Annotated in this window: 16 protein-coding genes and 1 riboswitch; of the genes, 4 read left to right on the forward strand and 12 right to left on the reverse strand. The window is 48.5% G+C overall.

The window, feature by feature from the left end; all coding sequences use genetic code 11:
• The coding region (locus ACFQ2O_RS08565; protein WP_377525711.1) for a hypothetical protein at positions 1-1,000 on the forward strand (1,000 nt) is incomplete at its 5' end.
• Positions 1,001-1,117: 117 nt separating this feature from the next.
• On the opposite strand, the gene dnaE is transcribed toward ACFQ2O_RS08565, so the two are convergent.
• Complete coding sequence (gene dnaE, locus ACFQ2O_RS08570; protein WP_377525714.1) at positions 1,118-4,738, reverse strand: DNA polymerase III subunit alpha; 3,621 nt, start codon at positions 4,736-4,738, stop codon at positions 1,118-1,120.
• Positions 4,739-5,070: 332 nt separating this feature from the next.
• Between dnaE and ACFQ2O_RS08575 the strand changes: the two genes are divergently transcribed.
• Positions 5,071-6,390 carry an MFS transporter gene (locus ACFQ2O_RS08575; RefSeq protein ID WP_377525719.1) on the forward strand — a complete coding sequence of 440 codons (1,320 nt, stop codon included), beginning with the start codon at positions 5,071-5,073 and terminating at the stop codon, positions 6,388-6,390.
• Between the two features lie 592 nt (positions 6,391-6,982).
• Here the strand turns inward: ACFQ2O_RS08575 and ACFQ2O_RS08580 are convergent.
• The 4 genes from ACFQ2O_RS08580 to ACFQ2O_RS08595 form a co-directional block, all read right to left on the reverse strand.
• Positions 6,983-9,403, reverse strand: a complete 2,421-nt coding sequence (locus ACFQ2O_RS08580; protein ID WP_377525724.1) for a LysM peptidoglycan-binding domain-containing protein — start codon at positions 9,401-9,403, stop codon at positions 6,983-6,985.
• Between the two features lie 287 nt (positions 9,404-9,690).
• Complete coding sequence (locus tag ACFQ2O_RS08585) at positions 9,691-10,335, reverse strand: O-methyltransferase (protein WP_377525729.1); 645 nt, start codon at positions 10,333-10,335, stop codon at positions 9,691-9,693.
• 135 nt (positions 10,336-10,470) lie between these two features.
• Complete coding sequence (locus ACFQ2O_RS08590; RefSeq protein WP_377525734.1) at positions 10,471-11,703, reverse strand: M16 family metallopeptidase; 1,233 nt, start codon at positions 11,701-11,703, stop codon at positions 10,471-10,473.
• Between the two features lie 241 nt (positions 11,704-11,944).
• Positions 11,945-12,727, reverse strand: a complete 783-nt coding sequence (locus ACFQ2O_RS08595) for a hypothetical protein (RefSeq protein WP_377525738.1) — start codon at positions 12,725-12,727, stop codon at positions 11,945-11,947.
• 196 nt (positions 12,728-12,923) lie between these two features.
• Here ACFQ2O_RS08595 and ACFQ2O_RS08600 point away from each other — a divergent pair, with 196 nt between their 5' ends.
• Together ACFQ2O_RS08600 and ACFQ2O_RS08605 are read left to right on the forward strand one after the other, a co-directional pair.
• The gene (locus tag ACFQ2O_RS08600) at positions 12,924-13,928 is read left to right on the forward strand and encodes a glycosyltransferase family 9 protein (RefSeq protein ID WP_377525744.1); all 1,005 of its coding nucleotides are present in this window, start codon (positions 12,924-12,926) and stop codon (positions 13,926-13,928) included.
• A gap of 24 nt (positions 13,929-13,952) precedes the next feature.
• Positions 13,953-14,531, forward strand: a complete 579-nt coding sequence (locus tag ACFQ2O_RS08605) for a thiamine phosphate synthase (protein WP_377525747.1) — start codon at positions 13,953-13,955, stop codon at positions 14,529-14,531.
• 48 nt (positions 14,532-14,579) lie between these two features.
• On the opposite strand, the gene moeB is transcribed toward ACFQ2O_RS08605, so the two are convergent.
• The 7 genes from moeB to thiS all read right to left on the reverse strand — a co-directional run bounded on the left by moeB (position 14,580) and on the right by thiS (position 21,874).
• The gene (gene moeB / locus ACFQ2O_RS08610; protein ID WP_377525750.1) at positions 14,580-15,662 is read right to left on the reverse strand and encodes a molybdopterin-synthase adenylyltransferase MoeB; all 1,083 of its coding nucleotides are present in this window, start codon (positions 15,660-15,662) and stop codon (positions 14,580-14,582) included.
• Positions 15,663-15,930: 268 nt separating this feature from the next.
• Positions 15,931-17,040, reverse strand: coding sequence for a 2-iminoacetate synthase ThiH (gene thiH / locus ACFQ2O_RS08615; RefSeq protein WP_377525755.1), 1,110 nt, complete (start codon positions 17,038-17,040; stop codon positions 15,931-15,933).
• Positions 17,041-17,288: 248 nt separating this feature from the next.
• Positions 17,289-18,062 (reverse strand): thiazole synthase, encoded by a 774-nt coding sequence (locus ACFQ2O_RS08620; protein WP_377525759.1) that lies wholly within the window; start codon positions 18,060-18,062, stop codon positions 17,289-17,291.
• On the reverse strand, positions 18,059-18,703 hold the full coding sequence (locus ACFQ2O_RS08625; RefSeq protein ID WP_377525764.1) for a thiamine phosphate synthase: 645 nt from the start codon (positions 18,701-18,703) through the stop codon (positions 18,059-18,061). The genes ACFQ2O_RS08620 and ACFQ2O_RS08625 overlap by 4 nt, the downstream gene beginning before the upstream one ends.
• A 2-nt stretch (positions 18,704-18,705) precedes the next feature.
• The gene (locus ACFQ2O_RS08630; RefSeq protein ID WP_377525768.1) at positions 18,706-19,458 is read right to left on the reverse strand and encodes a hydroxymethylpyrimidine/phosphomethylpyrimidine kinase; all 753 of its coding nucleotides are present in this window, start codon (positions 19,456-19,458) and stop codon (positions 18,706-18,708) included.
• A gap of 220 nt (positions 19,459-19,678) precedes the next feature.
• Positions 19,679-21,541, reverse strand: a complete 1,863-nt coding sequence (thiC, locus tag ACFQ2O_RS08635) for a phosphomethylpyrimidine synthase ThiC (RefSeq protein ID WP_377525773.1) — start codon at positions 21,539-21,541, stop codon at positions 19,679-19,681.
• A 129-nt stretch (positions 21,542-21,670) separates the two neighbouring features.
• Complete coding sequence (gene thiS, locus ACFQ2O_RS08640) at positions 21,671-21,874, reverse strand: sulfur carrier protein ThiS (protein WP_377525775.1); 204 nt, start codon at positions 21,872-21,874, stop codon at positions 21,671-21,673.
• An 80-nt stretch (positions 21,875-21,954) separates the two neighbouring features.
• Positions 21,955-22,061, reverse strand: a riboswitch (TPP riboswitch).
• Positions 22,062-22,083: the final 22 nt, after the last annotated feature.

A 22,083-nucleotide genomic window follows, 5' to 3' on the forward strand; every position in this document is an offset into this window, starting at 1 on the left:
TATGAGAAAATTATTTCCTATTAGTACACTGTTTGTGGCGACGGCCTTAGTCTTTACATCTTGTGAGAAAGATGACGGATATGAGTTACCTGATCTCAATGCAACACATGCCTACGTTTCCAGCAACACCAGCGGCATGGTAACAACCATGAAAGTAAAAGACCTGGCAGGGGTAATGGTAGAGCAAAAGAAAATCGCAACCATGGATGCCGACGGAATTTACTACAACGGCGATAGAGATGAAATTATTCTGGCATCCAGATCTACCAACAGAGTTGAGGTATATCAGAAAAAGAGAGATGGCTCGCTTGAAATCAAAACCACAAGCTCACCTGATTTTACAAATCCGCGTGAGATAGCTGTTAGTGGTAATATGATAGTTGTGGTACAAGATGGTGATCCAGCTATCAACAATAACATGAACCGTCTTTTTGTGTATGAGCGCACACCAAGTGGAATTCGCTCCCGCAACGTGTATGATGTGGATTTCAACCTTTGGGGTATTCATGCTGACGGCAACACCTTATATGCTGTAGCTGATAACACCGGAGACATTGTTTCTTTTGACAACTTCTTTGCGAATCCGAGTGGCATGATTCAGCCAAGTAAGCGTGTTACCATAGAAGGTTTGGTTAGAACCCACGGCATCACACACTCTAAAGCAGATAACAAACTGATTTTGACAGATATAGGCAGTGCTGCGTCTGATAACGACGGTGCGATAATTGTTATTGATAACTTTAGTGCAGTATATGGCGGTACTTCTACTGGTGGCATGATCAGTGCTAACCAGCAAATAAGAATAGAAGGCTCTAATACGATGTTGGGTAATCCGGTAGACGTTGGTTATGATGAAGATAGTAACCACATCTATGTAGCAGAAAGAGCAAACGGAGGCGGTATGGTATTGATTTTCAAAATGCCTGTGGCTGATGGAAGCCCGGCTCCTAGCTACTCTAAAGCTGTGGCAGGTGCTTCTTCTATCTATGTGAAAAACTAGTAACCCACAGTTATAAACAAAAGAGCCTGGCAGTTTTTGCCGGGCTCTTTTGTTTTAAATAGCTATTTATACTTTCATCAGATACTGAACTTGATAGAATCTGGTAATTCCCCGATTCTAAATAAGCTTACACTCACCTAGTCCCATTTCTCTGATGGATGTTAAAAATAGCTTTGGATCAATTCTATACTTGCGGGAGTACGTAGGCAGTGCCAGCTTTTCGTCTGGCACGTGCAGGGTGATCTCCAACCGTTTTTGACCAGAGCTTGCTACAATAGCGTTTTCAAGCGCTTCAGCAAGATTGGGTGTAAAGTGCTGTAGGTTGATGTTCAGCTGCACGCCCTGCGCCATCTTATCCATTACATCACCTAACAATTGGATGTTCATCGGCTTCAGCTCCCACTGGTCTTCGGTTTTATAGCGCAGCTGCACTTTGCCTCTGATGAACAAGTATAAGCCCATCTTCAGGTATGGCGAGAACTTTACATAGTCTTCCCCAAATAGCGCCATCTGCATGGTGGTGTCATAATCTTCGATGGTGAAGAGGGCGAAAGGGTTACCGTTTTTGGCCGTTCTGATCACTACATCGGTTACCATGCCGGCCACATTTACATCGCGGTTCTTATACTCTTCAATCCTGTCCAGATTACAAGTGCAATAGGAGTCAATCTCCAGCTTAAACTGATCCAGCGGGTGTCCAGACATATAGAAGCCCACTACCTCTTTCTCCCGGCGCAGCATTTCTGCCTGCGTCCATACGGGTACTTCCGGTATTTTAGGCATAGGAGCTGCCACAGCGGCACCGCCTCCAAATAACGACTGCTGCGCTGCCTGTTGCTCTGCCTGATAGTTGTTGCCATAGCGTACCGCTTTCTCCAGCAAACTCATGCTTTCCGTTTCGGGCACATCTATCAACTGGGCACGATGGTAAAGGCCCCACGAGTCAAATGCTCCAGCTAAGGCCATGCTTTCAAAGGTCTTTTTGTTCACGGCACGCAGGTTTACGCGCTTCGAAAAGTCGAAGATGTCCTGGTACATGCCGTTTTCACGTTCCGAGATGATGGCATCAACCGCAGATTCACCGGTGCCTTTTATCGCAGCCAAACCAAAGCGAATATTACCTTGCTCGTTTACGTTAAACTTCAGCAACGACTCGTTTACATCGGGCCCAAGTACCTGCACGCCCTGCTTCCGCGCTTCCTCAATAAAGAACGTCACCTTTTTAATGTCGTTCATGTTGTTAGTCAGCACGGCAGCCATGTACTCCGCTGGATAATGTGCCTTCAGGTAACCAGTTTGATAAGCTACCACCGAGTAGGCAGCAGAGTGGGAGCGGTTAAAGCCGTACTGGGCAAACTTCTCCATCACGTCGAATACCTCTGAGGCTTTCTTGGCAGGGATCTTATGAATTTCGGCGGCACCGGCAATGAATTTCTCACGCTCCTCGGCCATCTTCTTCATGTCCTTCTTACCCATGGCACGGCGCAGCAAGTCGGCACCACCTAGTGAGTAGCCTGCCAAGATCTGGGCCGTCTGCATAATCTGCTCCTGGTACACCATAATACCGTAAGAGTAGTTCAGTATCGGCTCCAGCAGCTCGTGCGGGTATTCTACTTCCTCTCTGCCATGCTTCCTGTTAATGAAGTTCGGGATGAACTGCATCGGGCCCGGGCGGTAAAGGGCGTTCATGGCAATCAGGTCTTCAATGTTGGTAGGCTGCAAGTCCTTCAGGTACATGCGCATGCCCTCCGACTCAAACTGAAATGTACCGATGGTATCACCCCGCTGGTAAAGCTGGTACGTTTTCTCGTCGTCTATCGGAATGTTATCAATGTCAATTTCGACGCCATGGTTTTTCTTGATCAGCTCCATGGCATCTTTGATGATGGTCAGGGTTTTCAGGCCCAGAAAGTCCATCTTCAGCATGCCCGCGCTCTCAATCACCTTGCCATCAAACTGTGTTACCAGCAGGTCGGAGTCCTTGGAGGTGGACACGGGAATGTAGTTGGTGATATCATCAGGAGCAATGATAACGCCCGCAGCGTGTATACCTGTGTTACGGATAGAGCCTTCGAGTTTCTCCGCCAGCTTCAGAACGGCAGCACGCGCATCAGTTCCTTCACGGATAGAGGCTAGGTCAAGGTTCTCCATAAAAGCTTTGGCAAGCGTAGTACCCGGTGTGTCCGGCACCATCTTCGCCAGTTCGTTGGCATCAGCCAGTGGCAAAGAGGTAGAACGCGCCACATCTTTGATAGATGATTTGGCGGCCATGGTACCAAAGGTGATAATCTGGGCTACCTGCGTTTTGCCATACTTATCTACCACGTAATCAATTACGCGCTGGCGGTTTACGTCGTCAAAGTCAATATCAATATCGGGCATCGACACACGTTCCGGGTTCAGGAATCGCTCAAACAGCAGGTTATACTTAATAGGGTCGATGTTGGTGATACCGATACAGTAAGCCACCGCAGATCCAGCTGCCGAACCACGACCAGGGCCTACAAAAACGCCCATATCGCGGCCACGGTTAATAAAGTCCTGCACTATGAGGAAGTACCCGGCAAAGCCCATGGTTTCAATAATGCGCAATTCGTAATCCAGACGCTCTTCTACCTCCGGTGTAATGTCGGTGTAGCGCTTGCGGGCACCCTCGTAGGTAAGGTGACGCAGAAACGCATCGGCACCCGCATGTTCTGCCGGTATCGGGAAGTTTGGCAGCAGGATATCGCGCTTCAGCTTCGGAGGCGTGATTTTGTCTACTATCTCATTCGTGTTGTCTACAGCTTCAGGCACATCCTTGAACAGCTCGTTCATTTCGGCCTGCGTCTTGAAATAGAACTGATCATTAGGGAAGCCGAAGCGTGTTTTAGGCCCAGCCTCATCAATGCGGTTCAGCATCTGTCGGATGTTCTGATTGTTGCCATACTTGTTGCGGACATTCTCCACCGTGTCGTAAATCACCTTCTGGTCATCCGACAGGAAACGGTAGTACTTTGTCTGGAAATCACCTACAGGTGTGCTCTGGTCTTCTCCGGTGTTCACACACAGCAGGATATCGTGCGCATTCCAGTCCTCCTGCTCCACATAGTGCGAGTCGTTAGTGCAGATAACCTTACAGTTATACTTCTTCGCCCACTTCAGCAGCACCTGGTTTATGTCTTCCTGGCTCTTGCCGGTACCATCTATATTTTGCAGGCCGTGGCGCTGTATTTCGATGTAGTAATCTTCACCAAACACATCCAACCACCACTTAAATATTTCTTCGGCTTCTTCCTCGCTCTTCCAAAGTATGGCTTGCGGCACCTCCGCACCAATACAGCAGCTGGTGGCAATTAAGCCTTTGCTATACTTTAGCAGCAGTTCTTTATCGATACGGGGCCACTTGCTATACACTCCTTCAATATAAGACATAGAGCAGAGCTTAGCCAGGTTCTGGTAACCATCCTGATCTTTAGCGAGCAGCAGTTGGTGGTGGCGAACATCCTTTACTTCTTTACTGAAAGTTTTCAAATGACGGTCTTTTACCAGGTAAAACTCACAGCCCACAATCGGCTTCACGTTATACTTGTTCGCTTCCGCTACAAAGTTGAAAGCCGCAAACATGTTTCCGTGGTCCGTCATAGCTACAGCAGGCATCCCATCGGCTTGCGCCTTTTTCATGAGCGCGCTGATGCTGGCCTGGCCATCGAGCAGCGAGTACTGCGTGTGTGTGTGTAAATGCGAAAAAACAGGCATTTGAGGAAATTAGAAATTAAAAACTATGAATTAGAAATGACTTCTGCATTAGATGAAATCTATACTTAGGAGTCATTTTAGGGATGTTAAAATTACAGAAAATCGGGCCACCTCCCAAAACTAAAGTAACCGAAACAGTAACAAAAAAGCAGAAGAATTAGTCCCGCAATAATGAAAAGGTGTGCTGTGCTAAGCTAAGTATAGGGAGCGAAAAAAAATCTGTACAGCGAGTTGCTTCAAATATTGTGAAGTGGGTTTATTAGGTAACTCTTAAAGCGGCACTACACGTAAGTAAGAGTCTGTGCCAAGGCAGGTGCAGTGAAGTATAATCTATGGCAGCAGTAGGAAACTTGAGTGGCATGTTCAGGGCGTTAAGCTCTCGTAATTATAAGTTGTTTTTTGTGGGGCAGGGCATTTCACTGATTGGAACGTGGATGCAGCAGATTGCTTTAAGCTGGCTGGTATACCGCCTCACCGATTCTGTCTTCCTGTTAGGTGCTGTCACTTTCTCCAGCCAGATTCCCTCGTTTTTGTTAGGTCCCTTTGCCGGCGTGCTGGCAGATAAATTCGATCGCCACAAGGTACTGATTATAACACAGGCCTTATCTATGTTACAAGCAACTACCCTGGCGATATTAGTCTTGACAGGTAGCATAGAAATATGGCATGTGCTGGCATTAAGTGCAGTGCTGGGTACCATTAATGGGTTTGACGTTGCTACCCGGCAGGCTTTTGTTGTGGAGTTGGTAGAGCGGCGGGAGGATATGAGCAATGCTATTGCCCTAAACTCCTCTATGTTTAACATGGCCCGCCTGATTGGCCCTACTATAGCAGGCTTGCTTATTGCGGCCGTGGGAGAAGGAATGTGCATCCTGATTAACGCTATTAGTTACCTGGCTGTGTTGGCATCTCTGTTATTGATGCGCCTGAAGCCTTTTGAGCGCAAGCAACAACAACGCAAAGTGTGGCAGTCGTTGAAAGACGGTTTCCAATATGCTTTTGGCTTCCCACCAATTCGTGCCTTAATTCTGGTAGTGGCGCTACTGAGCTTGTTCGGGATGCCTTTTACCGTGCTGCTGCCTGTTTTCGCACGCGATATTTTACATGGAGGAGCAAATACCCTAGGATACCTGATGGGTGCATCCGGGTTAGGGGCTTTGGCTGGGGCTTTATTTCTGGCGCAGCGTAAGTCTGTAGAGGGATTGGGCAAGGTAATTACTTTCACGATGCTGCTGTTTGGGATAGCGCTTATTGCCTTTTCTTTCTCCACCATGCTGCTGCTGTCTTTGGTGTTGATGCTCTTTAGCGGGTTTGGGATGATTGTCACCATGGCTTCCTGCAATACGCTGCTGCAAACAATTGTAGATGATGACAAGCGTGGCCGCGTGATGAGTCTGTATGCTACGGCTTTTATGGGAATGGCCCCTATCGGGAGCATGTTGGCAGGCTCGGTGGCAGAATATGTTGGCGTAGGCTATACCTTGGCTGGTTGTGGTGTACTGTGCTCCATCAGCATAATTCCATTTGCTGTTAACAGGCCAAAATTGCGCCGCATGGTGCAGCCTATCTACGAGCGGTTAGGAATAGTGCCGGAGATTGCCACTGGGTTGCAGGCTGCTTCAAGCATAAGCGCATCGCCAGAGGAAAGGTAGTGAATAGAGATTTCTCTGGCTAACCTCTGTCACAAGTGCCCGCTTATGCCTCGCCTTCCCGCATCGCGCTGTGTAGCCTTCCTGCCTAACGGCTGCCGCTCGCGCGGCACCGGAACTCTACTAGGCGCTCAACCCAAGGACTGGTAACATTCAGATAGCCAAAGCTTATGGAATTTCAATTTAATATAGAAGATCTGTAGGGCCAGGTTGCGACCTGTCCGCTGATTACCTCCGGCTGTGCAACTTATACTTGTGAATTGGAATCAGCGGGATTCCCTCCTTGAGGAGGGCAGGGAGGTGTTGCTGTATAGCTCCAACTAACGCGTTTATACTTTAGTCACAGCAATTACAAACTTTTTGCCTAAGGGTAGGAGTTGTCAAAATAGACAACTAGGAGCAAGGGGTGGTTGAATTCCGGCAGTTACTCAGCAACTACTGGAATAACAGCATCAGCCGAAATGTCTCTCTTATAAAGAAGCAGGAAAGCTTCACCTAAGTGAACTAAAGCAATTGAGAAAGAGAACCTCTATAAATTAACAGGGGCAGCTTCAAAAAGCTGCCCCTGTTAAGAACTCAATGTATCGCTTAAAAATTACTTCTTCCGGATCAGCAGTTTTTCGCCAACGCTTACAGAGAAATCAGATTTCTTGTTCCATTCCATAATGTCTTTGATAGTGACTCCATATTGGCGAGAAATCTGGTACATGCTCTCTCCGGAAGCCACTTTATGGTAAACGCTGGTGCTCGTATTTGAGGTGCTTGCTGCTGGCGCTGCCTCTTCAGCAGGAGCAGCATTGGCAGCAGGGGCCTTAACACGTAGCTCCTGGCCTAACTTTAAATTATTATCAGTTAAGCTATTCCACTGGCGCAACTGGTCTATTGTAATCTTATACCTTTTAGAAAGCTGATAAAGTGTTTCGCCGGCAGCTACGGTATGATAAGTGCTGTTGGTGCTAATCAAAGTGGCTGGCACTTCCTCTGTGTCATCTTCTCTGAAAACGCTGGAGGTGGCAGGCTGCATCAAAGGCTCAGCTATCAATAGCTCCTGCCCAAGTTTCAGAGGCGCGTCACCTAAGTTATTCCATTCTGTCAGGTCGCTTATTGTAACGGCATACATTCTGGAAATGCCATATAATGTTTCGCCCTGCTGTACGGTATGGGTAGTAGGCTTCTCTTCCTGTGCGTTTGCTGCCGAAGGTGTTGTAGCCACTGCAGCAACAGGTTTTTGCGCTGGCGCAGGAGTGGTTTTCAGAGCAGTAGAGCTAGCAGGTAACACATCATCTTCGGCTACATCTTCTGTATCAGGCTCAAAAACAACTGTGTCAGCCTCAAAATCATCTTCTATCGTGTCATCAAAAGCTGTCTTAGTAGCTGTAGCAGGAAAAGTATCAGTTGTTGTTCCTCCCGTTTTTGCAGCATTGGTTTTAGCTGTAGTACCAGGGTATAACACTGGCGTAGGCTTTTTAACAATGACCGGTGCCGGAGGAACAGGTGCTGCTTCCTCTGCTAATACCTCCAAATCATCGTCTTCTTCTACAACTTCACTTTCCTGCTTCACCGGAGCTGGCTTAGGCGTAACAACAGGCGTTGTTTTAGTCACTACTGCTGGTTGTTCTTCTTTTTTCTCGTCCTCTTTGGAGTCTCCTTTCAAGCTATCGATAAAGCGGGTAAAGATATTGTCTTTAGGGGCTGGTTCATTTGCTTTCTCTGTGGCTTCTTTGCGAGCTTGTGCGGTGGCAGGTGTTGTCTGCTGTTTGTTTAGGTCGCGGATTTCCACAGGCGTATGAGCCGGACGTCGTTTCTGAAGCCATAGCACACGGCCGGGCACTGGTACCTCGTTGCGATTCATACGGTTTTTGAACAGCAAATAGTTAAGGCGAACACCATAGTGCTGCGAAATAAGCTGCATGGTTTCCCCGGGCTGAACCACATGATATTCTGCATCAGCACTAGAGCGCTTCTGCTCAATATAGTAAGAGGAGCCTGGCACAATTTTATCGAAATTGTGCATATCGTTATACTTCAGGAATCTGCGGGTTGATATGCCTGCTTGTAAGGCCAGTTTATCTTTAGTGTCACCTTCGCGGGCAACCAAGGCATTCAGGTTATTTTGCTTTACCAGGCTGGCTGATGCGCCACGTGTTTTCGTTTGCAGGATCGGTGTGTTGGTTTTAGTGGAGGCCAGCATGCCGCTGTCAAAGCCGCTGCCGTTACGCACCGGAATCATCACGTAATAGTCTTTATCTGACGGAATAGAACTGCCAAGCAGCCATTTATTATAGCGCTCCAGTTCTGCATAGTCTGTTTTTGTAGCCAAGGCAATATCAGACAGGCTTTGCCCTGGGTTCGCACGAAGCTCACGCAGCGCTACTGCTGGAGGGTTAGCCTTGCCTACAAAGCTATCATAAGCTATTTTATGAGCTAAGAAGGTGATAACGTAGGGGTGAGACCTTTCTGTGATGTCCATTTTTGTGGAGCCATTATCAGAAGGCTTGGTGTATGACTTAGCCCCTGTGTAGCCCAGGTAGTAAGACAGCAGCGAGTTAAACCAGTTGTTATAGTAGGTGTTGCTGCGCTTAAAGTAGCGGGCAGCGCCACGGCTGGCTTCAATAATATGGCGGCGCTCATCTACTACACGATCCATACGGAGGTTAAAATCCAGGGCAGCCTCGCGCTTAAACTGCCAGTAGCCTACTGCATTAGATGTAGAAACAGCATCACCGATCAAACCACTTTCCTGAAGTGCCAGGTATTTATAATCATCCGGCACGCCTTCTTCCTTAAACACACGCTCGATGATAGGGAAATAGGCATCTGCCAAATCAACCTTCATTTTAAAATAAGTCTGGTTGCGGTGCAGGCCGTCTACCTTTTTCTGAATCTCCTCCTGCGCTCCGTCAGAGAGCTTCAGATGGATATCGGCAAAGTAAATGTTTTTAGGTACTACCACCTGTGCCAGTGCCAGCAAGGGCAGTAGCAGAAGTGCTAAAAATGCTGTAAAGGATTTTCTCATGATGCGGTATTCTAATATTTTGGCTAATCGTTGGTCAGTATGCTCTACTTTCTGTTAAATCAGCTATAGTTAAATAGCTCTATGTTAATATGTTCAGAAGGTAATATAGCAGATGCAAAATTAACGCAAAAAGCTTTGCATTCTAAAACGCTTCACCAAGTTCCTGCATTATTTTTTGGGAGAAAAAAATGCAGGTTTTTATCTACTTCTCAACTCGCTAAGCTACAGAAGTATAAAAAGGGCAGGAGGTTAAAAAAGGAGAAGCTGTTGCTGCTTCTCCTTTTCTGCTATTTCTTTCTGGCAATTAATAGTCCATCCCGAACGGGCAGCAGGATGTTTTCTACGCGCTCGTCCTGGTGTACCTTTAAATTGAAGTCCATCACGGCTTTGGTGTCCTCGTCGAGCTTTTTGCGGTATTTCTCCAGCACTTTGCCACTCCACAGCACATTGTCGGCTATAATGTAGCCTCCTGGCCGTACTTTCTCAATCACCATATCATAATAATGCGTGTAGTTGATCTTATCCGCATCCAGAAACACCAGATCAAACACGGCATCTATGGTTGGCACAATTTCCATAGCATTGCCGATGTATAGCTTCATCCTATCGCCGTAGCCTGACTCGTTAAAGTAGCCTTGCACACGCTGCTCCAGTTCTTCGTTTTTATCTACCGTATGCAGCATGCCGCCCTCTTGTAAGCCTTCTGCCATACATAGTGCTGAATATCCGGTGTAGGTGCCAATTTCAAGGATTTGCTTTGGCTGTATCATTTTGGCATAAAGCGAGAGCAAGCGGCCCTGCAGGTGGCCGGATAGCATGCGTGGCTTCAGCACATTCAGGTGCGTCTGGCGGTTGATCTTGTGCAGCAACTCATTTTCCGGTGAGGTATGGTCTTCGGAGTACTGCAACAGTTCTTCATCTATAAACTCCATAGGCAGATTCAGAGATTTGAAAAGGAGGCAATGTATAAACTCGCGATAAATAGATAAGTGTACTATTGTTCGTAGAGCTGTACTTCCACCTCCATTTCTAATTCATAATTTCTAATTTATAATTGCACAGCCACGTTACGCTGGCACATAATTCAGGAAGCTTAGCTTATCCTCGTGCAGTACATCATTGGCAATGGTAATCAGATCATCGGCAGTTATACTTCTGATCTGATCGAAAATATCGTTCAGCGATTCCACCTTCTCCTGATCCAGAATACTCTTGCCAATCATCATCATCAGGCCCATATTGCTTTCTTCGGCCATGGCTAGCTGCCCCATCAACTGCTCTTTCGCTGTGTGTAGCTGTAGAGAGCCCAAAGGCTTCTCACGAAGTTTCTTTAGCTCTTTCAGTACCAGGGATGTGGTGCGTTTCAGTTGCTTTTTCTCTGTGCCGAAGTAAATCGTAAGCAGTCCGGTATCTACATAAGTAGCATAATTGGAGTCTATTGTATAGACCAACCCGTGCTTTTCGCGCACAGCCAGGTTCAGGCGCGAGTTCATGCCGGGGCCGCCTAGCAGGTTGTTGAGCATAAACAGCGGAATGCGCCTATCGTCGCCAAGCGCGTATGCCGGACAGCCAATTACGCAATGTGCCTGCGAAATAGACTTCTCTGTCGTGATGGTCTTGGGTTGATAAGAAACAAACGGAACACGATCAAGTGGTTTATGGATGCGCGGAATATCGCTCAGATACTTCTCGGCCAGTTTCACTACTTTCTCGAAAGGCAAATTGCTTACCGAGCAAAACACTAAGGCATCGGTGCTAAGGTTGCGGTTTATAAAGTCCCGGAAGTTCTGCTTTTTAAAGCTGGCAACACTTTCTTTGGTACCTAGTATGTTATTGCCCAGCGGATGACCCTCGTATACAACCGCATCAAACTCATCTACAATGGCTTCTTCTGGTGTATCAAGGTACATAGACATTTCTTCCAGAATCACCCCGCGCTCTTTCTCAATTTCCTTTTCTGGAAAGATAGAGTGAAAGGTAATGTCTGTCAGCAGCTCAAAGGATTTCTCGAAGTGCTTATCCAGCACAGAACTGTAGAAACAGACCTTTTCTTTTGTAGTATAAGCATTTAATTCGCCGCCTACAGACTCCAGGCGGTTAAGTATGTGGAAAGACTTGCGTTTCTGCGTGCCTTTAAAGGCCATGTGCTCCCAGAAATGGGCGAGGCCCTGCTCCTGTGGCAGCTCGTCGCGGCTACCGATATCCATGATAAAACCGCTGTGGGCTATCTTGGTATGCAGCACCTGCTTGTGTACAATTCTTATTCCGTTGGGTAAAGTATGGATATGATAATCAAGCATTCAAATCGAAATTAGCCTGCAAAGGTACGGGAAAGAGTGATGAGTTGAAAGTTATGAGTTATGAGTTATGAGTTTAAGAGGGTACAGAATGTCTGCTTCCGTGTTGACATGCTGGAAGAATCATATTGGAACTGGTTAGGCGTTTAAGAAGCACTTGTTTAGCTGGCCCACAAGATCTTTAGAAGATGGGATGGACGTGAAGGCATAATGCTACGCAACTCATCTCTCTTAGCTTTCCATACTATCGCTTCTTCTCCAGACTACCCACGTTAATCACAAAACCGAGCGAAAATACTGAATAGGAAGCCGTGAGTATATCGCGGTTCTTCAGGCCAATGTTGGTGCCGCTGGTGTATTGCAACTGCACAGCAGGGTTCAGGGTAAGGCGGGTGTAAAAGATTGGCTCCAGGAAAATATTATCTTCCAACTCGCCCGGCACATTATTTAGCGTGTACTCGTGCATATCTACATAGCTGGCGCGCAGTGCGGTGCCATAGTTTAACGGGAATTCGCGGCCTAGTAGCTGCAGGTTCTTCTTGCGCTTAGAGCTAAAGTTAACCTGTACAAAATATTTGTTGAAGTTAGCATCATGGCGCTCGTACGTCATCTCGCCGGTTTCTTCGTTCTCGTGGTTTTCGGTACGCTCGCTGCTGCCACCGCCAAAGCCGCCATACACTTCCAAAATCCGATTGTTGTTAGGCCCAAACGTGGTAAAGTAGCCGCCTCCAGCCTCCAGCAGGTTATGTCTGTAGTCGCGTTTGCGGCGCTCACTGCTCAGCATAGCTCCGTTCAGCAACACGGCAAAATGGTCTGATACGGCATAAGCGGTATTAAAGGTGATATTGCCTTTTAACGTAACGTGTCCGCCGGCGCTTAATTCACCTTTTTGCGTGAACATAGGCACATTGGGCACATTGGGCATATAGGCAGAGGTGCCGCAGCTAGAAAGCAGCAAAGGTAGGGCCAGTAGCCATAGAAACTTTATACTTGTAAGGGGGGAAGAAAAGGTAATATATTGCTTCATAAAAAATATTGGTTCAGCGCGATAAGCATAACTTAGGCAAAGGTAGCTCCAATCGCAAAAAGCTAAACGATACTTTGTGTGAAATATTCGGAATTTTACGTGAAAAAGTAAGGACAAAACTTCCTGCCTGTATAGCACTCAAATTTTTAACTCAGGGCACTTCTGTGTAGCTTTGTTCTGAGGCAGAAATAGTAGCATGAAGAAAATACTGATCATACAAACGGCTTTTTTGGGAGATGTGGTACTGGCTACGGCGCTGATTGAAAAGCTGCACAAGTATTACCCGGAAGCGCAGCTTGATTTTCTGCTTCGGAAAGGAAATGAAGCCTTGCTGGCAAACCACCCTTTGCTGCGGCAGGTGCTGATCTGGAACAAGAAAGAGGGCAAGTATAAAAGCCTGATGCGCCTGCTCTCGCAGATACGTGCCGAGAAGTATGACCTGGTGGTGAACGTGCAGCGCTTTGGAGCCACCGGTATTCTTACTGCTTTCTCTGGAGCCAAAGAAACGGTTGGCTTTGAGAAGAACCCTTTCTCCCGCTTTTTTACCCGCCGCTATGTACACGATGTGCGCTCGGGTACGCATGAGGTAGAGCGAAACAACATGCTCATCCAAAGCGTGACCAACGCCATCCCCGAAAAGCCGAAGCTATACCCTAGCCAAACGGACTTTGCCAAAGTACAGGACCTGAAAGCAGAGCCATTTATCTGTATGGCACCAACTTCGGTATGGTTCACGAAGCAATATCCGCAGGAGCAGTGGGTAACGCTCATCAACAGCCTTGATTCTAAGTATAAAGTATACCTGCTGGGCTCTCCGGCAGATAAGCAGCATTGTGAGGGGATCATCAGCCAAAGTATGAACAAGCGGGTAGAGAACCTCTGCGGACAACTCAGCCTGCTGCAGTCGGCTGCCCTGATGCGCGATGCGGTGCTGAATTATGTGAATGACTCCGGCCCGATGCACCTGGCTTCAGCGCTGAATGCCCCCACCTGCGCCATCTACTGCTCCACGGTACCTCATTTCGGGTTTGGCCCCTTGGCTGATTTAGCCACTGTGGTGGAACGGGAGGAGCCGCTTTACTGCCGCCCTTGCGGCTTACACGGCTATAAGGCATGCCCCGAAGGTCATTTCAAGTGCGCCCGCGACATCCGCAATGAGCAGTTGCTGCAGGTGTTGGAAACGGTGGAGGCAGAAAGGTAAAGGTTCTGCGAAGTATAAACGCTGATGCAGCTAATCGTTATCACATCGCCCGATCCGGTAGCGCAGGAGCAGCAGATTTGCGCTGCCCTGTTTGAACTGGGGCTGCAAACACTGCATTTACGTAGACCTGATGCAAGTATAAAGGAGCTTCAGGAGTGGCTTAAGGAGCTGCCAAAAGTGTACCACAGGCATATCATGCTGCACTCATATCACCAGCTGGCAGAAGAGTTTGAAGTAAAGGGCCTGCATTTTAGAGAAGCAGACAGAGCAGCAGCGGCTGTTACGCCAAAGTATAGCTTAGCTTTTTCTACCTCCTTCCACAGTCTTGCAGATGTACAGCAACCCCAGCCATACGTTGACTATGGCTTTCTGAGTCCCATTTTTCAGAGTATCTCCAAAAAAGATTATCCTGCAGCATTTACCAAAGAAAAACTCCAAGAGATAGTGCCACAGGCAAAACTGCCACTAATTGCTTTAGGTGGAGTAACAGCAGAAAAGCTGCCACTAGTGCAGGAGATGGGCTTTAAAGGAGCAGCCGTGTTGGGTGCTGTGTGGGAGCAACCCAATCCGGTGGAGGCGTTCAAAGAACTGCTAAAGCGGTAAAGACCTCGCAGCGTGCGCAGCTCCTGCGAGCGTCTGGTTACTAAAGTATTACTCCTCCCAAGCGGCCAAGCCACCTGCTAAATTATAAAACCGCACCTCCGGGAAGTATGGCTGAAGTATAGCAATAGCTTTTTTGCTGCGGCTACCTGCCTGGCAATGTACCACCACTTCCTGTGCTAGTTGCAAATTATCAGGTTTACCAGTAAGCGTAGACAAAGGCAGTAACTCTCCACCTATGTTGTACAAATTATACTCATGAGGCTCCCGTACATCCAGCAGTTGAATTTTCTCGCCATTTTGCAGCCATGCCTTATACTCTTGTGCCGATATTTCCTGCATGTCAGGTGTGGTAGGAGCGGCACAGGCAGCCAATTCATAACTATACTGTAATTGCTTTACCTCCGCTTTAGTGGTGCGTGAAAACCTGAATGAGGAGAAGCTTAGCGACAGCGCATCGAACAAGAGCAGCTTGCCAGAAGCTACTTCGCCTAAATCAGCAATCACTTTTATAGCTTCGTTAGCCTGTAGCGTTCCAATAATGCCCGGAAGCACTCCGATGACACCAGCCTCTGCACAGTTTGGCACCTCTCCCTGCCCGGGTGGTTCCGGGAAAAGGCAACGGTAAGTAGGTCCGTTTTTGTAGTTGAACACCGTTATCTGGCCTTCAAACTTAAAGATGGAGCCAAACACCAACGGCTTCCCAAGCATAGCGCAGGCGTCGTTTACCAAGTAACGCGTTGGGAAGTTATCAGAGCCATCTATCACCACATCATATGTCTGCACCAGTTCCAGCGCATTATCTACTGTAATGCCTTCGCTATGGATATTGAACTGAACGAAAGGGTTTTGCTGCGATAGTTTTTGTGCTGCGACTTCTGCTTTCGATTTACCTACATCAGCCAAAGTATAAAGAATTTGGCGGTGCAGGTTGCTCTCACTCACCACATCCATATCGGCAATGCCAATGGTGCCAACCCCTGCCGCAACCAGGTATTGCAGCACAGGACAACCCAGGCCGCCAGCGCCAATCATCAGCACTTTTGCCTGTTTCAGTTTCTCCTGCCCCTGCTGCCCCAACTCCGGAAGTATAAGCTGTCGGTTGTATCGCTTTAACTCTTCTTTCTCTAACATTTCCTGTAGATTTAAACTACAAACGCTTTTCTGATTAATCCTCATGCCCATCTGCTGGTGCGAGCTTGTAGCTCGTACTCAACCACAGAAGTACGAGCTACAAGCTCGCTCCTCATGCCGCAAGTTTAGCGTTAGCGCAACTTGTGGCTAAACATGAGGCCAGTTTGTAACTGGCGAGAGTGTAGTAGTATATACGCCAGTTATAAACTGGCTGTCACATTTCACCACCTTTACCGCTGCGCTCAAACTGGCGGTATGGCTTTACTTCTTACCCCAACACATTATCCCAGTCTTTCCAGATGGCATCGTAGCCTTGGTTTCTGATCATCTGTACGATCTCTGCCGGGCTGCGTTCGTCGCTGATTTCGAACTGCTCCAGTGCTTGTTGCCCGGAAGCGTAGCCACCCGGATCGGTTTTAGAGCCGGCACTGATGGAGGTAATCCCGAGCCGCACCACATTGTTACGAAAATGCTGGCTCTCGCGGGTAGATAGCGACAGCTCCACTTCTTCGTTAAAGATACGATAGGCACAGATTAGTTGCACCAACTCCCGGTCGTTCATATCTCCTTTGGGTGCCAAGCCACCGGAGAAAGGGCGCAGACGCGGGAAAGAAATGCTATACTTGGTTTGCCAGTAGGTACGCTCCAGGTACTGCAGGTGCAGCGCAGTAAAGAAGCTATCGGTGCGCCAATCCTCCAGCCCAATCAGTACGCCCAGCCCAACTTTATGAACACCTGCTTTGCCCAGTCGGTCGGGTGTTTCGAGGCGATAGGTGAAGTTTGACTTCTTGCCTTTAGGGTGATGCTTTTTGTAGTCTTCGTGGTGATATGTTTCCTGGTACACCAGCACTGTGTTCAGGCCAAGCGGAATCAGTTGTTCATACTCCTGCCTGTCCAGCGGCTGTACTTCCATAGAGATGTGCGAGAAGTATGGCCTGATCAGTTGCAGCACCTCCTTAAAGTAATCTACACCTACTGTTTTGTTTGCCTCGCCTGTTACTAGCAGCACATGGTCGTAGCCATAGCTTTTAATCACCTCTACTTCTTTTAATATTTGCTCTGGTGTAAGCGTGGTGCGAGGGGTGGGGTTATCCAGGCTAAAACCGCAGTAGGTACAGATGTTCTGGCACTCGTTGGAGAGGTACATTGGCAGGTACATCTGGATGGTTCTACCAAAACGCTTCTGCGTAAGCCGCTGACTTAAAGCTGCCATCTGCTCCAGATAAGGTGCCGCCGCCGGAGAGATAAGCGCTTTAAAATCTTCCAGGCTCCTGACCGGGTGCATCAATGCCCGCTCCACATCCGACGCTGTTTTAGCATAGATGCTTTCCTTTGTCTCGTCCCAGTTGAGCTGGTTGAATATATGTTTAAATGACATGGGTTGCTTGGTGTTGAAGGTAAAATGCTTACATTCTGTTAAGACTCTTAGTTTCTGTTAAGACTCTTAGTAAAGAGAGAGGGCTCTCACCCCAGGAAGTAAAGTAATTACTGCTTGCCCACAAGATCCTTACAGGATGACAGAAAAAAATAGACTATGATCTGCTGCGGATTTGTAGTTCGTTACAGTGGGCACGAGCTACAAGCTCGCGCCAGCGGTGAATAAAAAGGCCTCACGACAGCGGCATTTTACAGTTCATCCAGAAATGCTGTGAGTGGGCTGCTGGCATGTGCAGTTAGCCCAACAGGAGCCAATTTTGCTTCGTAAGCCATCCGTCCTGCTTCTACCGCCATTTTAAAAGCTCTTGCCATTTGCACCGGCTGCTGCGACACCGCAATGGCCGTGTTAACCAGCACTGCATCAGCTCCCAGTTCCATCGCCTCCGCTGCATGCGATGGGGCGCCAATACCGGCATCCACCACTACCGGCACCTTGCTCTGCTGAATAATTATTTCCAGGAAAGCACGAGTTTGGAGGCCATTGTTGCTGCCAATAGGAGAGCCCAAAGGCATTACAGCGGCTACGCCAACTTCTTCGAGCCGCTTGCACAGCACTGGGTCTGCATGAATGTAAGGAAGGACTACGAAGCCAAGCTTTACCAGTTCTTCTGCAGCTTTTAATGTTTCGATAGGGTCGGGGAGGAGGTATTTGGGGTCGGGGTGGATTTCAAGTTTGAGCCAGTTTGTTTCCAGCGCCTCCCGGGCTAACTGCGCTGCAAACACAGCTTCTTTGGCGTTGCGCACGCCAGAAGTATTAGGCAACAGGTTAAACTGCGAGTACCCAAGGTGCGACAGAATATCATCCTGCTCGTTCTGCACGTCCACGCGCTTCAGGGCTACTGTTACCAACTCTGAGCCAGAAGCCAGCAGCGCTTCCTCCATTTGCTGGCCGGAGCTAAACTTGCCTGTGCCTGTAAAGAGGCGGGAGTTAAAAGTTTTATCGGCGATGGTTAGTGGTGTCATAGGTTGTGCTGGGGTAATGGTTGTAGGTTTTGCATGATTTCAGAAATAGCGGCGGCTCTGTTTGCCGCCAGCGTAATGGCCGAAGAAACCGCAACGCCATGTATACCAGTAGGCATAAGCTGTGGTACATCCTCCGCCGTAATCCCGCCAATAGCTATAATAGGTGTGGTAATGCCAGCTGCTTTGCATTGCTCAAGTATAGCGGCATAGCCTTGCAGGCCAAGTATAGGGCTCAGGTTATCTTTCGTGGTTGTGAAGCGGTAAGGGCCGAGACCAATATAGTCTACTCCTTGCTCCACCAGCAGCTGTATGTCCTCAAAAGTATTGGCCGTGCCCCCAATAATCTTTGCTGGGCCGAGTAGCTTACGAGCTTCTGCCGGAGTCATGTCCAGCTTGCCGAGATGTATACCATCTGCGCCTACTTCTGCTGCTAAAGCAGGGTTATCGTTAAGTATAAACGTGCTGCAGTAGTGCCTGCAGATGCTCTTTGTCTGTATTGCGAGGGCCTTCCATACTTCGTAAGGCTGGTTTTTTACGCGCAGCTGCACCCACTTTGCACCGGCTCTGCAGGCGGCTTCAGCAGCTTGTGCATGCGTTAGCTTAGCTGTTTCCTGCGTGATGTAGTGTAGTTTCGAGATCATGTTTAAAAATGGTGATAGCCTAACAAAGTGCTGTTGCTGTTGAGGAAACGGGTAGTGTAATCTTTGGCCTTGCGGCAAGCCTTGTGCAGCGGGTAGCCTTGTGCGAGTAGCGCCGTTACAGCCGCTGAAAGCACACAGCCGGAGCCATGTTTACCTATTTGTACCTGCTGCTTCGGCCGGAATGATTTTGCCTCACCTTTATAGTATAAGTAGTCATACCCCGGCTTCTCCTGGTTATGCCCTCCTTTTAGCAGCACGTGGCAGTATTGGCTTAACTGTGCAGCTGCTTCCGGTGCAGGTTTATCAGGCATTAGTTGTTGCATCTCCAGCCAGTTTGGTGTGATCAGGTACAGCTGTCTGCAAAGCTCTTTTAGCTGCTCCGCCTGCACTTGCTCATGAAAGGTAAAACCTGCGCTGGCTTTCAGAATAGGGTCCCAAATCAGGTTTGTGTCTGGCGACAGCTGATGCATCAGCTTAATTAGCTGCTGTAGTACCTCCATACTTTGCACCAGCCCGATTTTAGCAAACGGCACTTTATACTTGCGCAACAGTATAGTCAGCTGGTGCTTTAGCTGCTCTGTGTTCAGCCAGTCCACACCCTCAAACTCCGACTCGTGCTGATAGGTGAGAGCGGTGCACACACTAAGCCCCTGCACTTTTAGTGCTTCAAAAGTTTTGATGTCTGCCGTTAAGCCCGCACCACCGCTAGGATCAAATCCGGCGATGGTGAGGGTATAGGGCCTTTGTTTTGGCATTGCTTATACTTGAATATGAAAGTAAAACCTTTTGCTGGCAGAAGCCATCAAAGACCTCGCAGCGTGCGCAGCTCCTGCGAGCGTCTGACATATAAGCCTCAACATGCCGCCAGTTTGTAACTGGCGTATAAACTATAATACAAGCCAGTTACAAACTGGCCATCATACTTCACCACCAGTTACCGCTCCGCTCAAACTGGCGGCATGTGCAGCCCAGCTACTAAGAGTAAATCTCTGCTCCTTTCGCTTTAAAAGTCTCAGCTTGTTCAGCCATACCTTGTTGCAGCGCTTCTTCTTCTGATGCTCCTTTGGTTCTTGCATAATCCCGAACCTCCTGCGTAATCTTCATAGAGCAGAAGTTAGGGCCACACATGGAGCAGAAGTGGGCAACTTTAGCACCTTCGGCAGGAAGTGTTTCGTCGTGGTATTCACGTGCGGTGTCAGGGTCCAGCGACAAGTTAAACTGGTCTTGCCAGCGGAACTCGAAGCGGGCTTTGCTCAGGGCATTATCGCGGTACTGTGCACCCGGGTGGCCTTTGGCTAAGTCGGCGGCATGGGCAGCCAGTTTATAGGTAATCACTCCATCTTTCACATCCTTTTTGTTCGGCAGGCCAAGGTGCTCTTTCGGTGTTACATAGCAGAGCATGGCTGTACCATACCAGCCAATCATGGCAGCGCCAATAGCTGAAGTAATGTGGTCGTAGCCGGGAGCGATGTCGGTGGTAAGCGGGCCTAAGGTATAAAAAGGTGCCTCGCCGCATACTTCCAGCTGCTTCTCCATGTTCTCTTTAATAAGGTGCATCGGGATGTGCCCCGGCCCTTCAATAATCACCTGCACATCATGTTTCCAGGCAATCTTTGTCAGCTCACCTAATGTCTCCAGTTCCGAGAATTGCGCAGCATCGTTGGCATCAGCAATTGAGCCTGGGCGCAAACCATCACCTAAAGAGAAAGCCACATCGTAAGCCTTCATAATTTCGCAGATATCCTCGAAGTGCGTGTACAGGAAGTTCTCTTTGTGATGTGCCAGGCACCACTTCGCCATAATCGAACCACCTCTGGATACAATGCCTGTTACACGATTAGCCGTAAGCGGCACGTAGCGCAGCAGCACACCAGCATGTATGGTAAAATAATCCACACCCTGTTCTGCCTGCTCTATGAGCGTATCGCGGAAAATCTCCCAGGTCAGGTCTTCGGCTTTGCCATTTACTTTCTCCAGTGCCTGGTAAATCGGCACGGTGCCAATTGGAACAGGAGCGTTGCGGATAATCCACTCGCGGGTTTCGTGGATATTTTTGCCGGTAGAGAGGTCCATAATGGTGTCGGCACCCCAGCGGCAGGCCCACACAGCTTTCTCAACTTCTTCTTCTATACTTGAGGTAACAGCTGAGTTACCGATGTTGGCGTTGATCTTCACCAGGAAGTTTCGCCCAATGATCATCGGCTCGCTTTCGGGGTGGTTGATGTTAGAAGGGATAACGGCACGGCCTGCGGCTACCTCCTGGCGCACAAACTCTGGTGTGATAAAGCCTTTCGGTGTGTTCGCGCCAAAACTGTTGCCAGCGTGCTGGTGTCCCATCTCCGCGTTCTCAGCCAGTCGCTGGTTCTCACGGATGGCAATGTATTCCATCTCAGGAGTAATAATACCTTTGCGGGCATAATGCAGCTGCGTCACATTCTGACCTGCTTTGGCTCGGTAAGGCTTGCTCAGGTGCTGAAAGCGCAAGGTATCTAAATTGGCATCGCTCAGGCGTTCCTGTCCATAGGCCGAAGTTATACCTGGCAGCTGCTCCACATCACCACGGCTCACGATCCACTCTTCGCGCAGCCTTGCCAGTCCCTGGCGCACATCAATTTCAACCTCGGGGTCGGTAAAAGGGCCGCTGGTGTCATACACCGTTACGGGTGGGTTCTGCTCACGCTCCTCCACGCCCAGAAACTTGGTTACAGTATCTTCCAGCGCTATTTCGCGCATGGCGACTTTAATATTATGCAGCTGGCCCGGTACGTATACTTTGCGTGATGCCGGGAAAGGCGTGCGCGTAATGGCGCTGGCAGTAGGTGTTTTGTCTTGTCTCATGTTTTCTTCTTGTTGATTTTTCTAATGTGGAAGGAGCACTCATGGCGCAAGCGTCCGGTTATACCTGCTTGGAAAGCCGTACATAGAAGACACAAGCGGACGCTTGCGCCATGCACGTCATGTGCTATGTCATCCGCCTTGGGTGGCACGGATGAGGGTGAGCCTGTCGTTGGGTTGCAGCAGGTAAGAATCCCAGTTGCTTCGGGGTACTACCTGGTCGTTAATGGCCACGGCAATACCACGCTGTTGCTCTAGGTGCAAAAGCTGAAGCACAGCAGATACGGAGGAAGGCTCGGAGAGCTCCTTAGCTTGGTTGTTTAAGAAAATTGTCATTGTTTGCTCGGGATAGGATGCAGCTAGCACTGGCGCTTACTGGCCGAGCAGAAATAAGAAGAAGTAGGAGGACGGGTGTATATCTCGTCATAACTTTTCCCTTCGTCAGTGCAAACTGTATCAGGTTCAGAGGGTATTTCTCAGTCCTGCCTTTCTGTTTGGCGGCAGGACACCCCTAAAGTGTTGTGCTAAAGGTATAAATTTTACTT

The sequence above is a fragment of the Pontibacter rugosus genome (assembly GCF_042678745.1).
Taxonomy (GTDB): Bacteria; Bacteroidota; Bacteroidia; order Cytophagales; family Hymenobacteraceae; genus Pontibacter; species Pontibacter rugosus.